11 protein-coding genes are annotated in these 14,190 nt (G+C 38.4%); 4 read left to right on the top strand and 7 right to left on the bottom strand.

The window, feature by feature from the left end; translation table 11 throughout:
* Positions 1-486 precede the first annotated feature (486 nt).
* On the bottom strand, positions 487-1,911 hold the full coding sequence (locus tag MSVAZ_RS10495; RefSeq protein WP_048120798.1) for a hypothetical protein: 1,425 nt from the start codon (positions 1,909-1,911) through the stop codon (positions 487-489).
* Positions 1,912-2,245: 334 nt separating this feature from the next.
* Positions 2,246-2,779, bottom strand: coding sequence for a methyltransferase family protein (locus MSVAZ_RS20875; protein WP_255352002.1), 534 nt, complete (start codon positions 2,777-2,779; stop codon positions 2,246-2,248).
* A gap of 1,090 nt (positions 2,780-3,869) precedes the next feature.
* On the opposite strand from MSVAZ_RS20875, the gene MSVAZ_RS10485 reads away from it, so the two are divergent.
* Complete coding sequence (locus MSVAZ_RS10485) at positions 3,870-4,241, top strand: hypothetical protein (RefSeq protein WP_048120797.1); 372 nt, start codon at positions 3,870-3,872, stop codon at positions 4,239-4,241.
* Between the two features lie 118 nt (positions 4,242-4,359).
* On the opposite strand, the gene MSVAZ_RS10480 is transcribed toward MSVAZ_RS10485, so the two are convergent.
* From MSVAZ_RS10480 to MSVAZ_RS10470, 3 genes are all read right to left on the bottom strand, one after another.
* Positions 4,360-6,402, bottom strand: a complete 2,043-nt coding sequence (locus MSVAZ_RS10480) for a M3 family oligoendopeptidase (RefSeq protein ID WP_232316058.1) — start codon at positions 6,400-6,402, stop codon at positions 4,360-4,362.
* A gap of 396 nt (positions 6,403-6,798) precedes the next feature.
* Positions 6,799-7,710: a mechanosensitive ion channel family protein gene (locus MSVAZ_RS10475; RefSeq protein ID WP_156151045.1), complete on the bottom strand. Its 912-nt coding sequence runs from the start codon at positions 7,708-7,710 to the stop codon at positions 6,799-6,801.
* The gene (locus MSVAZ_RS10470) at positions 7,698-8,441 is read right to left on the bottom strand and encodes a DUF432 domain-containing protein (RefSeq protein WP_048120795.1); all 744 of its coding nucleotides are present in this window, start codon (positions 8,439-8,441) and stop codon (positions 7,698-7,700) included. The genes MSVAZ_RS10475 and MSVAZ_RS10470 overlap by 13 nt, the downstream gene beginning before the upstream one ends.
* Positions 8,442-8,590: 149 nt before the next feature.
* Here MSVAZ_RS10470 and MSVAZ_RS10465 point away from each other — a divergent pair, with 149 nt between their 5' ends.
* Positions 8,591-8,776, top strand: coding sequence for a hypothetical protein (locus tag MSVAZ_RS10465; protein ID WP_048120794.1), 186 nt, complete (start codon positions 8,591-8,593; stop codon positions 8,774-8,776).
* A 75-nt stretch (positions 8,777-8,851) separates the two neighbouring features.
* Here the strand turns inward: MSVAZ_RS10465 and corA are convergent, their stop codons facing one another.
* Positions 8,852-9,916 carry a magnesium/cobalt transporter CorA gene (gene corA / locus MSVAZ_RS10460; protein ID WP_048120792.1) on the bottom strand — a complete coding sequence of 355 codons (1,065 nt, stop codon included), beginning with the start codon at positions 9,914-9,916 and terminating at the stop codon, positions 8,852-8,854.
* Between the two features lie 347 nt (positions 9,917-10,263).
* Here corA and MSVAZ_RS10455 point away from each other — a divergent pair, with 347 nt between their 5' ends.
* Together MSVAZ_RS10455 and MSVAZ_RS10450 are read left to right on the top strand one after the other, a co-directional pair.
* Complete coding sequence (locus tag MSVAZ_RS10455; protein WP_048120790.1) at positions 10,264-11,184, top strand: mechanosensitive ion channel family protein; 921 nt, start codon at positions 10,264-10,266, stop codon at positions 11,182-11,184.
* Between the two features lie 506 nt (positions 11,185-11,690).
* Positions 11,691-12,746 carry a mechanosensitive ion channel family protein gene (locus MSVAZ_RS10450; RefSeq protein WP_048120789.1) on the top strand — a complete coding sequence of 352 codons (1,056 nt, stop codon included), beginning with the start codon at positions 11,691-11,693 and terminating at the stop codon, positions 12,744-12,746.
* Positions 12,747-12,879: 133 nt separating this feature from the next.
* Here MSVAZ_RS10450 and MSVAZ_RS10445 read toward each other — a convergent pair whose 3' ends face one another.
* Complete coding sequence (locus MSVAZ_RS10445; protein ID WP_048120787.1) at positions 12,880-14,187, bottom strand: phenylacetate--CoA ligase family protein; 1,308 nt, start codon at positions 14,185-14,187, stop codon at positions 12,880-12,882.
* Positions 14,188-14,190 lie beyond the last annotated feature (3 nt).

Below are 14,190 nucleotides of genomic sequence, written 5' to 3'. Positions count from 1 at the left end.
TGGAAAGAACTACATTATATATTTTTGTTTGTTTATTTTCAGCCTCTTGGAGCTATTTTAGATATATTTTCTACCGAGCCTAAGTTTTGATTACATCCAAAGACACAAGTAGACAATTATTTAATCAACTGACATCTTAAAAGTACTTCAAAATTGATAATAAAATGTTCGGAGAAAGGTTCGGAGAAAATACTCGGACTTAATCAGAAAATAAATATATTTCTGCCTAGGAATTAGCTGAAATCTTAGGAATTAGCTCGCATGCAGTTGAGAAACAGATAACAAATCTTAAAGACAAAGGGCTTTTAAAGAGAATAGGTCCAGATAAAGGCGGATATTGTGAAGTTAATAAGGAAAATAGAGAACTTAATTTTTGAAAGTAAGTTGAGAGAAAAGTTCGATGAAAAGTTCGGTGAAAAGTTCAGTAAAAAGTTTGAACACTGAATTGAATGAGGCTCTGGCAGCGTAAAAATGAAATCCTGATTATTAAGGGAAATGAACCCCTAAATTATTAGATATCGCTATATTTATCTTTTGAGAATCATCCATTATAATATCCTGATTATTAAAACAAATAATGCCAACATCCATATTTCCATAACGTTCAAATGAAGTTTGAATGATTGTAACGTTAGATAAATTTGTCTGTGGAATGTCTATACTCTCTCCTGAATAGAGTTCATAGGTTTTATTCCTGAGAATTGCTATTTTATCATCCCCATAAGAATCGGATGTGTTAATTAGTTCCTCTCCAGCATCATCAACAACATTGATACGTGTTTTTCCAGAAAGCATCGTTATGTTTTTTTCAGGTACGACTTTTAATGCATAGACAATTCTGGTAAAATTCATGTCATTGGGAGAGGACATCAAAACGCTATCAGAATCTACCTTGTTGAAGAATTCAAATACACTTCTGTTTACCCAGTTGGGATATATGAACGGATACACTCTAAGGTTCGGTTCAAAAGCTTCAAAATCACCATTAAAATAAGGCGGTATGCCAAAAACTACTGAGTAATTGTAACGTTCTGCTGTTTTCAGAGCTTTTATACTCTTTTCAAAAGATGCTGAGGAAATAGGAGTTTCATTATACATCAGTAAAAATGACTCGTTATACAATGAATTAACCTGAAAAACCACAGATCCGTTTATAGTTTGTCCTGGAGATAGAGTTGTATTTTCAATTTTATTTTCTTTTTCTAGGGTTGAAAGTACCTCCAGTTTTGATCTAACATAAAAACCGTAAGGGTCCATATTTATGGTATTAAATATCTGATCTCCATCACGTATATGAAGTTCATTTAATTTAAAATCGAGATTTTTTGAACCATTATTCTTTATTGAAAGCCCATATGCTGCGTAATATCTTTCATTGAAATTATATCCAAGTTTGTTTTCTTCGGGGTCCGCTCCGCCATATTCTTTAGCTCTGTATATACAAAGCTTACCATTTTCCTCTTTTACTTTTAATTGAATGTGATTGGGGGTTATTAGAACCGTATTTTTATCGTCTGCAAGCTTTAACTCCAGAGAATTGTTGGGTGTGAAAACACGGATTGTATTATTGTCATTGGTTTTAATGATCTGCGCATTACTTACCCAATCAATTTTCAGATCATTCTTGAGGTAATCACTGAGTTTTTTACTTTCGTTCCCGGGAACATTATCCCAACTAAACAGGTAACTTAATACATTTTCTGAATTATCATGCATATAAATGCTTGAGAAGGACGTTACTTCGATTTCAGGGATATCTTCATCGGATGACAGGGTTGTTGAGGACAGATTTTCTGGTGTCGTATTTCCTGGCCTTTGATATGCTGACTCATTTGATTGAGTAAGATTATTTTCTTCAATGCATCCACTAAAAATAATAAAGATTGTTAGAATAAGTAGTAATATTCGCAATCCCAATCATCCCCGGTCAATTTCAATGGGTTTTGTAGAAATCCTCTGAAATATGAAGTATTCATTAATTTAGAATGAACTACATTATATATTTTTGTTTGTTTATTTTCAGCCTCTTGGAGCTATTTTAGAGAAGCTTTCTACAGAGCCTAATTTTTGATTACATCCAAAGACACAAGTAGACAATTATTTAATCAACTGACATCTTAAAAGTGCTTCAAAATTAAGAAAGGAAGGTTCGGAGAAAAGTTTCAATACAGAATTATATGAAGCTCTGGCGGCGTAAAACAAAAGTAAGTAACAAAACAAAAGTAAGTAACTTCGCAGGTTCTTTTCAAAAACCTGGAAATAGCTTATATGTTCTATTTTTGTACTCCTCATATTCTGAACCAAAAGCTTCTTGCAATGCCTCTTCTTCAACACGTATGCGGTACTGATATGCGATTAAGCTTAAAAGGAATGCAACGAGCGCTCCGAACCAGGTTCCAATCGCTAGAGTAATCCCTATCAGGGACAGCATACCTCCAGTATAGGATGGGTGTCGAATATATCTGTACGGTCCATTTGTTACGAGCTTTGCTTTTTCACGAACCTGTACCTGCCCAGTAAAATACTTTCCAAGAATCCAGATTGACCATTCGCGGAGTATAATACCGACCGCAATCAAAACAAGTCCTGCATATTGGAAATTTCCGCCGAATATTCCTATATCAGAACCACGTAACGTAAAAGCAATAAAGAGTACTGACCAGGCCATTGCTATAATGATCCAACAAGAACCCTTATCCTTATTTGTCGTCTGAGAATTCTTCCTGCTAAAAAGAAAGTTTATAATTTCACTTAAAATCCACACACAAAAGAGAATCATGAAAGATGAAACTGCAAATTGAGAAGGAAACCAATCATCAGGAAAAACTGAGCGGTGTTGCAATTGAAAAATGGCAAATAATAGCAAAACAATAACCATTGACGTGATCGGAGCATCCTCGAAAATATGACTACCCAGTGTCTTTTTCATAATAATTCTTCCTGAAGTACTAAAAGGATTAGTGATTTATTTTGAAACTTAAACAATCATATTAATTTTTTATTCAGAACTTACATTACAAATTTTGGTAATGTTAAATATAAATTTCGAGTAGAATGGGCGAAAGTTCGGTGAAAAATTAGAAGAAAAGTTGGGGGATAAGTTGGGAGATAGAATTAAATGAGGTTCTGGCGGCATAATGAGAGTATATAGGAATAAATATCCCAAAATAATCTGTTTGGTTCAGCCAAATTCTAAAAGAGAACGATTATATAAATTAAGTTCTTTTGAAACTCACGGAGATCCAGATGACTGACACTGAAAATCTACAGACACTTCCAACAGGACGGAGCTGGACTACAATCAATTCGGTCTGTAAAATAACGTCTGGTTTTGCATTTAAAAGCAAAAACTTTTGTGAAAAAGGAGTCCCAGCAATAAAAATATCTAATATCAGTTATGGCGAATTTTTATGGAAGCACCAATACCGACGTTAGAGGAAGTTCTGAAATAGTTTTTTTCTGCTTTTCCTTTATAAGTTTCCTGTAATTTTACATTTTGACCCCCTCCAAAAAAACACAACTTAATTTTTTTATTCACACAGTTCATTGATAATTGTGATTCCACTTCCATATTAATCACGTATGATTTACTATATGTCTTTATATATTCCTAAATTTTTAACTATTTTTCTAAATTTAAACTGAATTTTTTTGAACATTGTGGGATTCAAGTTAAAATCATTGATTTTGTTGAGCATATGCCCACATCTAATTCAATAAGTTTGTTCAGTTGTTGCAAAAATCACCTTATTTTTGAGAGGGGGGTCGAAATGTAAATGGTAAATAAAAATATTTTGAGATAGATCTAAGAGAAAATCCAACTCAAAAAAACTAAACAATCAAATAGTAAAATTTGCTTAAGTACCTTCATGAAGAGGGCAGAAGTTAAGGATCAGGAATCATTTCAGAAATACATATTAGAAAAAAACACTATAAATAAGAGGAAAATTATTATATGTATTCTTCTAAATGTTATTTTTCTCTATATGTCATTTAAGTTACTTACAGGATTTATTTTTGAAATATACTTGACCATAGGTATAATTGGGACATCACTAGTAGGGTACTCAGCAATAGAATCAGGAAAATCAATAATTGAATTTTCCTCGACAAAATGGAATTATAATTTAGATAAAGCTGAATCTCTATTAAAATCTAAATTATATACTGGAATTGGAACAATTTTTCTATTGACATCTCTTATAGTAGGCTACTATATCAATTGTACAGTTTCAAGTTAATAACAAACGTTCTTAACTCTTCTTGCTTAAGAAAAATGTAAAAAAGATTCAAAGACTTACAGTTAATGACTTACGTCTTTAATAGAAACGTTATAGATTTTCCTCTCCCGAACACCTTTCAGAATTCTCCTTCCCTTGCCAGTTTATACAATTCCTGAATCCTCAACTCAACAACGTCCATCGCGTCTTCAAAAAGCTGCCTGTCGATTTTGATCCCGAAGTATTCCTTGAGTTTTTCTTCCGGAGGCATTGTCGAGCCTGCCGAGAGGTACGCAACATAGTTTTTGTTAAAAGCGTCTGGCTCTTCCCTGTACTGTTTGAAGAGAGCAAGGGTTATTGCCTTTGAAACCGCGTAGTTGAAGGTGTAGTAGTTGCTTGTCAGGTAAATATGGTTGATATAAGTCCATTCTGCGGAATCTTCAGGGTAATACTCTACTGAACGGCTCCTGTATTCTTTAGAAAGGTCGGTCCAGATAGCATTAAGTTCCGCTCCGCTTACCGCTTCTTTTTCTGCACAGAGCCTGTGTGCTTTATATTCGAATTCCGTAATCAAGGGCTGCCTGGTAAAGAAGTTCTGGTAATCATCGACCTGCTGGGAAAGGACTGCAACTGCGGTATCCCTATCCGAATTTTCGACAATGTAATCAACAAATAGCTCTTCATTGAAAGTAGAAGGAATTTCCATTTCATAGATCGTACCTGTGCAGTAAAGGTAGTCTACGAAGTTGCCCATAAGGTAAAAATTAATGGTATGTCCCATTTCGTGGGTTAAAGTTTTCTGGTCTCTGATAAGGCCGTCATAGTTCATAAAAATCAGAGGCGGAGCTTTCAGCGCACAGGAATCGGTGCAATAACCCCCTGGCTGTTTTCCATGCTCAGGGTCAGGGTATACATCTATGAAACCGCCAGTAACCATTTTCAAAAAGATCTCTTTGAAATTGGGGTCCATCCTTGAGTAGGATTTCTGAATCTCTTGCAGAGCATCTATGTAAGCGTATTTCTTTCCAGGCTGGTTCGTCAGCTGCAGAATAAGGTCATATGGTTTGAGCACGTCAAGCCCGAGCTTTTTCTTTCTGAACTCATTGTAAGCCTCAAAAACCTCTTTCCCCTGCTTGAAAACGGCATTCATGTCCTCAACCTGGGCATGAGTTAGATAGAGGTTATACAGGCTGTAGTCATAGAAATCCGTATAGTTCAACTCTCTGGCAACAAGGTCATCAAGCTTGGCTTTTCTGGAATACAGAGCTGCCATGGAATCGGATTCATTAATCAGGTGGTAGAACCTCTTATCATAACAGTTTTTTCTGTTTTCCCGGCTCGGGTCTGTTGATAGTAAAGTACTGTAGGACTGGGAATTAACAGAAAACTTCTCTCCGTTCTCAAGCGTGATTTCTCCCGCCTTTGTAACCTTATTCGTGATCTCGGAAAGTGCTTCAGTTTCCAGTTTCATGCGCTGGTTTTCAAGTTCTGCAAGATACGCAGCCTGGGCTTCATCCCTTGGCCTGTGCTCTATAAACCTCATATAGTTGGCTTCAAGATAGGCCCTGTAAGACTCAAGTCCGGGTTCTTCGGAAAAAAGCCTGTTCCATTCCTCTTTCCCAAGCGAGGTCAATTTTACAGTTGCAAAGGCTGTGGCTTTCTTGTATTCGGTAAGCAGATCCTGAACACTTCCAAGCAGGGAAATAAGGAACGATTCATTAACGTTTTTACTGAGCTGAGTATATGCATAAGTATACAGGACATCAATCGATTTTGAGTAAGCCTTTTCGGTTTCCAGATACTCAAGCATAACAGGCCCTGACAATTTTTCAAATTTCAGACGAAAAGTTTCGTTTATTTCCTGTGGCCCATTTTTTAGTCTATCGAGCTCTTTCGAAGCATCTTCCCTGCTACTGAAAAGATATGCATCATTCCATTCTGTCGGAACCTTACCGGGATCAAGTATCTCGGAAGTATGTTCATTGCCTGCATTTTCATTGCCTGCATTTTCATTGCCTGCATTTTCATTGTCTGTGCTATTGTCTGTGCCTTCAAAAGATTTCTCCAGCTTTCCAGAAGCCCTGCCTTCCGGAAAAACTGCAAGAGACAGTAATGCTCCGAGAGCTAGAGGGCCTTTGAACATCCCTGAAGCTATAAGCCCTTTAACCGATTTTAATTTCATAAGATCGCTATCCTCTGGTATAATATCAAACTTGGTATAATATCAGAATATCCATCTGTGATATATCTGTTATATTATCTTTCCATTGACGTTGATCTAAGGACCATTGGTTTCATTAATATCATTAATCTCATTGACTTCATATTTCACTATGATCTCATAGTTTCACTTAATTTATGTAAAAATGCTATTCGTTTTAGACCTATTACTATATACCAACAAATATAATAATATGTTGCTTTATTTTAGTCAAAAATCCTTTTTATTTCGATAGTCAGGGACTATTTAAGCAAATATGTCTGTTTAATAGGTTTACTCAATAACAGGTTTACTCAATAACAGGTTTACTCAGTAACAGGTTTACTCAATAATAGATTTACTCAGTAACAGGTTTACTCAGGCTAAAACTCTTTCTTCGTAATTCAGTACGCTTTCGATTTCTTTTTCCGGCACCGGTTCCAGTTTATCAGGAACCTTTTTTGAATCGGTCTGAATGTGAACTACGCGCTGCGGTAAAGGAATCTCGATGCCATTTTCTTCCAGGGTCTGTTTTATATCCCATAGAATCCTGGTTTTTATTCCGAACCACTCGTTCACAGGCGCCCAGATCCTTACAGTAATATTTACCGAGCTGTCTCCAAGGTCGCTTACGAAAACCGAAGGTGAAGGATTCAGGAGGGCAAATGGTTCTTTGTCGATAAGATCCTTGATAAGCCAGATTGCGGCATTGGCATCGTCGCTATAACGGATCCTGATTGTATGCTCAAACCTGCGGACAGGATGCTCTACAATATTTGTGATATTTGTTGTAAAGACCTGCTGGTTAGGGATGCGAACAAGGAGCCCATCATAAGTCCGTATAAGGGTAGAAATAATTCGGATATCTATGACATAACCCGCCACATCACTGATTTGAACCTGGTCCCCTATTTTAATTGGCCTTTCGACCATCAGGAAAAAACCCGAAACCAGATTTCCCACAATGTTCTGGCTTGCAAAACCAAGGACAATACCTGCCACCCCTCCTGCCAGCAGGAACCCTGAAGGATTAATTCCTATAAGACGTAGATTAGAAAAAAACACGATAGTAAGTATGCCATAGTAAACGATTTTGATGATAGTCTCCCCTGCATCCTTACTGACCTTATCTTTGAGAGACCTGCGCATATAAAGTGAAAGAATTTTAGCAAAGAAGGTTGAAAAAGAAAGAATAAGTATAAACTTTATCACAGATCCCAGAGTCACGGTGCCATCAAAGATGGGCAGGTTGGTGTCAAGGAAATCAAGATCTACAATCAAAATCCCCACCCCATGTAAAATTTAAGAGGTACGAAGCCAAGCTTCTGAAGGCTATATACCCCAAAAGCTTCTTTCCTGGATTTAAAATCTTTAAGAGAACTGCTCTTTAGCTCCCCGCTAAGGTGCTGCAGATCGAAACCTGTTTCAGCTGTGTTTCTGTTGAGGATGTCCATACGCGCTCGCATGAAAACATCGCCAGCATAGTAAAGTTTCATACCATATGCACTGAAAACTACTTTTGAGATCGAAGCCCAATCCGAGGAGGTATTTCGAAGAGTCAGTTCAATAATCCCTTCCTGCAGAGGGTTAGGGGAAGGAGAAATTGAATATATCTGGCTTTTCCAGTGCTTACAGATGACTCCGTTTGAAACCTCTCCATAAAGGGTAAACTTCTGCTTCACCAGGCTCAGCACATCAAGAAGCTGAAGGTTTTTTTCTTCTTTATCCGCGATAAAAACACCTATCTCTATAGGAAAAGTCAGAAAAATCTTCCTTTTAGCTCCTCCCGAAAGCAGCAGGTGTTTCTCAAATTCTATAAGCAGGTTTGGAGTAATTTCTTTAGGAGTGTTTAAGGGCTCTACTGGATTTATAATCAGGCACTTTTCATCTCCAAGAATAATTTTCTCTACATTTTCCGTTCCTAGCGTCCTTCTGTATATCCACTGCTCTCCGGTTTTTTCCACGGAAATGGCAATTCCTTCCTGTTCAACTGAAAAAGGGGGATTATAACGGCCGTACATAATATCCCGAAAACTAATACTTTTTAAAGAATTGTCTAAATTTCTTAATATAGATGTACTACATTATAAAAATTTTGCTTTTGAATCCATTTTCTAAACGCATATGATATTCTTCGAATAACACGCACAACCAATGAAAGTGCTTGCAGATGGCAGCATTTTCATGGCAATCAAAAGAAAAACAGAGTAAAAGCCAGGAGAGAAGACAAGGAGAGAAAAAAAAGGAGATAAGAAATAAAGGAAAGATGGAAAAGCTGACAAAAAGAGAGCTGGTGGAAGACCTGACAAAACGAAAATTGGATAAGAGGAGCAAAATGAAGGATGAACACGGATAAAAAAGAATAAAAAGCTCAATGGAATGCTTAATGGAATAGGAGACAAAAAGAAAAAGTCTCCAGGAAAAAAGAAAGTCAAACCCATCTCCTTTTCTTAAAATAGGCAAACATGCTGACTGCTAGAAGGATCATTCCAAACATTACTGTCGGATATCCCCAGCGCCATTTGAGTTCAGGCATATATTCGAAATTCATTCCGTAAACGCCTGATATGAAAGTAAGGGGAATGAAAATCGTTGCTATGACCGTCAGGACCTCCATAACTTCATTCATCCTGAAGCTTATGCTGGAGAGATAGATATCAACCATTGAAGACAAAATATCCCGAAAATCTTCGACGGTATCTATTACCTGGATGGTATGGTCATAAACATCTCTAAGGTAAACTCGGGTAGTCTCTTTAATAAGATCAGACTCAATCCTCTGCAAACCGCTTATCAGCTCCCGAAGAGGCCAGATAGATTTACGGAGGGTAATCATGTCTCTTTTATACTTTTGAATAGTCTTGAGGGTTTCAGGCCTTGGATGTAATACCAGCCCTTCTTCAAGGTATTCGATTTTATAACCAAAATGCTCAAGGATCACAAAATAGTTATCGATAACAGCGTCAATAAGGCCGTAGGCAAGATAATCCACCCCGCTTTTCCGCAGGCGAGAAGCCGGATTTTTAAACCTTTCTCGCACCATGTCAAAAACTTCCCCCTCCCTTTCCTGAAAAGAGAGGACATAGTTAGGGCCGATGATAATGCTTACCTGGTCTATAGTGATTTCTTTCGTTTTCGTATCAAGGAGAATCATTTTTAAAACCGAATAAATATATGAATCATAATCTTCAGTCTTGGGCCGCTGCCTTGTATTGAGTACATCTTCAAGAGTAAGAGGATGGATATTGAAGTAGCTTCCGAGCTTTTCTATAATGTCTACTCTATCCAGACCGTCCACGTTTATCCAGAAATTGAGATTGGGATGGTCTTTAAATTCCAGGCAATCTTCAATCTTCTCCAGTTTTCTTTCTACAAGCTCTTCACTATTATAGGCCAGGACCCTGATTACTACCTTGTCTACCTTCTTTTCTCCGACATGGACAAGCGCTCCAGGTGCAAGTCCAATTTGTGATCCTCTTCTTCCAGAAGTCACCATGCTTATTTCTCTGCCTCAGATTCTAATAAAAATAGATTATTCAGTAATTAAAGCTCTATTGATTTAAGCCTGCGCACGTTTTTTATCCAGATAATTATTTTGAAGTTTCAAAACAGTTTGAGTAGTCTAAAAACAGTTTGAGTAGTTTTAAAACAGTTTGAGTAGTTTTAAAGTATATACGACTTACATTTAAAAAAAAGCATTTTAAACGCTTGCAGGCAAATTTCAGATAAATATATGTATTATTTGTTGGATATAATAATAGAATAATTATATAAACGTTTTTCCAGGAATTGGGAACTGGAAAAATTGTCATTTTTAGGACAAAGATCTAGGGAGTGGTTAATTTGGTTGGAACTGAAATTACGAATAGTTTTATCAACATAATTGATCAGTTTATTGCATTCATTCCTACTTTAGTGGCGATACTCATATTGATTATCGTAGGAAAAATAGTAGGAACTTTTCTTGGAAAGCTCGGAGCAAGGTTTCTGGATAAAGTCGGACTCGATGACCTTGTCGACAAAACCATAATTGGTGGAATGATAAAACGAGCGCAGATGAGTACGGTAGGTTTTTTTGATGCCGTAATCAGGTGGTTCATCTACATCATCTTTGCTATGATCATTCTGGACCTGCTGAATATCCAGGCGGTGAATAATTTCGTCAGCATGATCGTACTCTATATTCCACTTATGGTCTCCGCTTTCATAGTGCTACTTGTTGGTCTACTGGTAGTTGACTTCATTAGTGACCTGGCCAAAAAAGTACTTGTTTCAACAGGAGTAGATGAAAAGTTTGAAGAAACAGCTTTTGGAGCCTCAGTCAAATCTGGAGGACTGACAGTATCAGGAATTGTATCCGGACTGATCAGGCTATTTGGGTACCTGGTATTTCTCTCGATTGCCTCTAATATCTTAGAGTTGACCATGATTACTCAGTTATTTATAAATATTACTCAGTACCTGCCACGCCTTTTTACAGGTATCTTGATCCTGATACTCGGATTCCTTTCCATTGATGTGGTCATGGACTATATTTCCGGTGCTTTTAAAGGCATTAACGTAGAAGAGGTAAACATCTTTTTCCCTCTTCTAAGAGGCTTCCTGTATCTGATAGTAATCTTGCTTGCTCTGGATACTATGCTGGTTAATACGAGCATACTCTATCTGTTCTTAGGGCCACTTGCATGGGGACTTGCAGTCGTGATCGCATTTAAATACGGAGTTAAAGACGCAATTGTTGCATATGCCAAAGAAAGGAAGTAATTCCTTTCTTTCATTTATTTAAGACAACTCTTACCAGTCCTGATTAATCGAGTATATTTTTCACATAACCTTTCCTGCAACAAAACCTGCATGTCTGAGGAAACTGAAAGGTAAAACCAGATAGGATGAGATGTAAAAAGGGAAAGAAGGATAGAATGGGATGTAAAGAGGTAAAAAAGGACAGGATGAGATGTTAAATCGGTAAAGAAGGATAGGATGAGATATAAAGAGGTAAAGAAGAAAGAAACTAAAAAATCCTATAAAGGAACTAAAAACCCTATAGAACACGGAGAAGGAACTTTCAGAAGGAACTTTCCGTTCACGAAACTACTTTTTTCGGTTTACTAATCTATGTTTTGTAATTCATTTCGCTTAAATTTCCTGAATATTCAGGCTGTAACAACTTTCTTTGCCTAATTATAATTTGATACAGTTCCCACTTTTATACAGTTTTAATCTTTTTTAAATCAATATTTATTTAAAGCTTCTTGCCAATCAAGCATGGCATGGAAACCCCCGATAACCACACTTCTTTTGCAGAGAATATGTCTTATTTTGACACAGTATTGGAGCAGGCATTTACGTGGTTTTCAAATAACTTTGGTACATTTTTATTCATACTTTTTATTGGCCTGATCACTGCCATTGTCGCGAGGAACGTAAACAGTCTTCTGGAACGCCATTTCGTAAAAGTAAGTAGCAGGCTGCATATGGACCCCACATCCTTCCGGATGTTCAGGCATATTGTGGTCGCATTAATTTATTTTATGGGGATTGTTGTTGTTATTTTTAGCATTCCCAGTCTTCGAAACCTTTCGGTTGCCCTCTTTACCGGAGCAGGGATTGCAGGGATAGTTATCGGTTTTGCGGCCCAGAACACACTGAGCAATATTATCGCAGGTATTTCCCTTGCCGTTTTTCAACCTTTCAGGGTTGGAGATCGGCTTGATATTATGAATGAATATGGAAAAGTTACGGACCTTAATCTCAGGCACACTGTCATCATAACCTGGGATAACAGGCGGCTTATAATCCCGAATTCCATGATCAGCAATGAAGCGATAATTAACTGGACTATAGAAGACCCTGCAGTAATCTGGCCAATAGACGTCGGAATAAGCTATGATGCAAACATTGACCAGGCGAGAAAAATCATGATCGAAGAAGCCCGGAAACATCCAAATGTAATGCCCCCGCAGGAAGTTCAGTACAGCGTTGTAAAACCCAGCTTAATCAAGTCCGAAACACTTAGAATGGGATTTATTGACCCTCCGGTGCTTCATCCCGTAGACCCGGACTTCAGGGAGAGAGGAGGAGTTAAAGTAAACGTTGTCGAACTGGGGGAGTCTTCCGTAAATCTCCGCATGAATGTCTGGTTCAAAGACAGGAGTGTTGCGTACAGTTCAGGATGCGAAATCAGGGAAGCTATTAAAAAGCGTTTTGATAAGGAAGGCATAGAAATTCCTTACCCTTACAGGACTATTGTGTATAAAACCGATCTTGGAAAAGAAAAGAAGGCAACTGAAAAATTATCCCATACAGAGGGAGATAAAGTTGAATAGGCCGTAAAATAGTTGAATAGCGTAAAATACCGGGCAAAAGATATTGACGATTAAGCAATTAGCCGGTTGATGAGAAAATCAAGTAAAAATGAATTGAATAAAAAAATTAGGGATGAAAGGTCAAAAGGGGATTTCACAGTTCCCTTTCATCAATTACTCTTTTTGTCTTTTTCATACTGCGAGGAAGTTCCCCTATCTTTACGCCCATAACGTCCACAGTTACGCCTATAAAGTCCTTGAAAGCTTTTCCGAGAGCTTTTTCGGTTTTTGCTTTCTTTGCGGGGTCTTCTGCATCTTCGATCTCGACCCTGAAAATCATGCTGTCCCTTCCGTCCTTACGGGTAAGCAGGATCTGGTATTCGCTGCTTACGCCAGGAATCCTGTGGACAAGGTCTTCGATCTGGCCAGGGTAGATATTTACAGCCTTGAACTTTATGCGGTCGTCCGACCTGCCAAGGATCCTGTCAATTCTCGGAAAAGGACAACCACATTTACAGAGCCCAGGAATTATCCGGGTCAGGTCTCTTGTCCTGTAGCGGATGAGGGGAGCCCCTTCCTTTGTGAGAGTTGTAATTACAAGTTCTCCAAGCGTGCCGTCAGGAAGCTGCTCGCCCGTAATAGGGTCAATTATTTCAAAGAGCAGGTGGTCAGACCAGTAATGGACGCCTTCATGAAGAGAACAATCAAGGCCTATTCCTGGCCCGTAGATCTCGGTCAGCCCGTAAATATCAAAAGTCTCTATCCCCAGCTCGTTTTCTATTCGGCTGCGCATCTTTTCGCTCCAGCGCTCCGAACCTATAATGCCTTTCCGGAGTTGAATCTGAGACTTAAGCCCGCGCTTTTCAATCTCTTCAGCAAGCAAAAGCGCATAAGAGGAAGTGCTTGCAAGGGCTGTGGACTTCAGGTCAACAAACAGCTCAAGCTGTTTTTCGGTATTTCCCGGGCCTGTAGGTATGGCCATTGCCCCCAGGCGCTCAGCACCAAGCTGGAACCCTATTCCTGCAGTCCAGAGCCCGTACCCCGGGGTAATCTGGATCCTGTCCTGATTGGTAAGGCCTGCCAGCATGTAGCAGCGCATCATCATCTCGGCCCAGACATCCACATCTTTTCGGGTGTAAGGAATAATTATGGGTTTTCCTGTAGTCCCGGACGAGGAGTGGATCCTTACGACTTCTGAGTCAGGCACGGACTGTAACCCAAGAGGGTAAGCGTCTCTGAGTTCTTCTTTATTCGTAAAGGGTAGAAGCTTCATGTCATCAAGCGACCTTATATCCTCGATATCGACATTTGCTTCCCTGAACTTTTTCTGGTAAAAAGGACTATTTTCAACTACGCGCTTCAGCAGTGCCTTCAATTTTGCAAAGGTATCTTCTTCCGAGATTTTGGGATGGTAAAGCTGTACATTGGGATCAAGTTCAGCCTCAGTGGGTGCTTCATACATATC

The organism is Methanosarcina vacuolata Z-761, from assembly GCF_000969905.1.
Lineage (GTDB): Archaea > Halobacteriota > Methanosarcinia > Methanosarcinales > Methanosarcinaceae > Methanosarcina > Methanosarcina vacuolata.
Note: the sequence above shows the minus strand (reverse complement) of the source record. Positions and strands in the feature narration are given on the sequence as shown.

Excerpts from the sequence above, each read along its gene's own strand:
- MSVAZ_RS20875 (WP_255352002.1), bottom strand. The coding sequence starts at position 2,779 with ATGATTCTCTTTTGTGTGTGGATTTTAAGTGAAATTATAAACTTTCTT.
- MSVAZ_RS10445 (WP_048120787.1), bottom strand. The coding sequence starts at position 14,187 with ATGTATGAAGCACCCACTGAGGCTGAACTTGATCCCAATGTACAGCTT.
- MSVAZ_RS10470 (WP_048120795.1), bottom strand. The coding sequence starts at position 8,441 with ATGTACGGCCGTTATAATCCCCCTTTTTCAGTTGAACAGGAAGGAATT.
- MSVAZ_RS10465 (WP_048120794.1), top strand. The coding sequence starts at position 8,591 with ATGGCAGCATTTTCATGGCAATCAAAAGAAAAACAGAGTAAAAGCCAG.
- MSVAZ_RS10450 (WP_048120789.1), top strand. The coding sequence starts at position 11,691 with ATGGAAACCCCCGATAACCACACTTCTTTTGCAGAGAATATGTCTTAT.
- MSVAZ_RS10485 (WP_048120797.1), top strand. The coding sequence starts at position 3,870 with ATGAAGAGGGCAGAAGTTAAGGATCAGGAATCATTTCAGAAATACATA.
- MSVAZ_RS10480 (WP_232316058.1), bottom strand. The coding sequence starts at position 6,402 with ATGAAATTAAAATCGGTTAAAGGGCTTATAGCTTCAGGGATGTTCAAA.
- corA (WP_048120792.1), bottom strand. The coding sequence starts at position 9,916 with ATGGTGACTTCTGGAAGAAGAGGATCACAAATTGGACTTGCACCTGGA.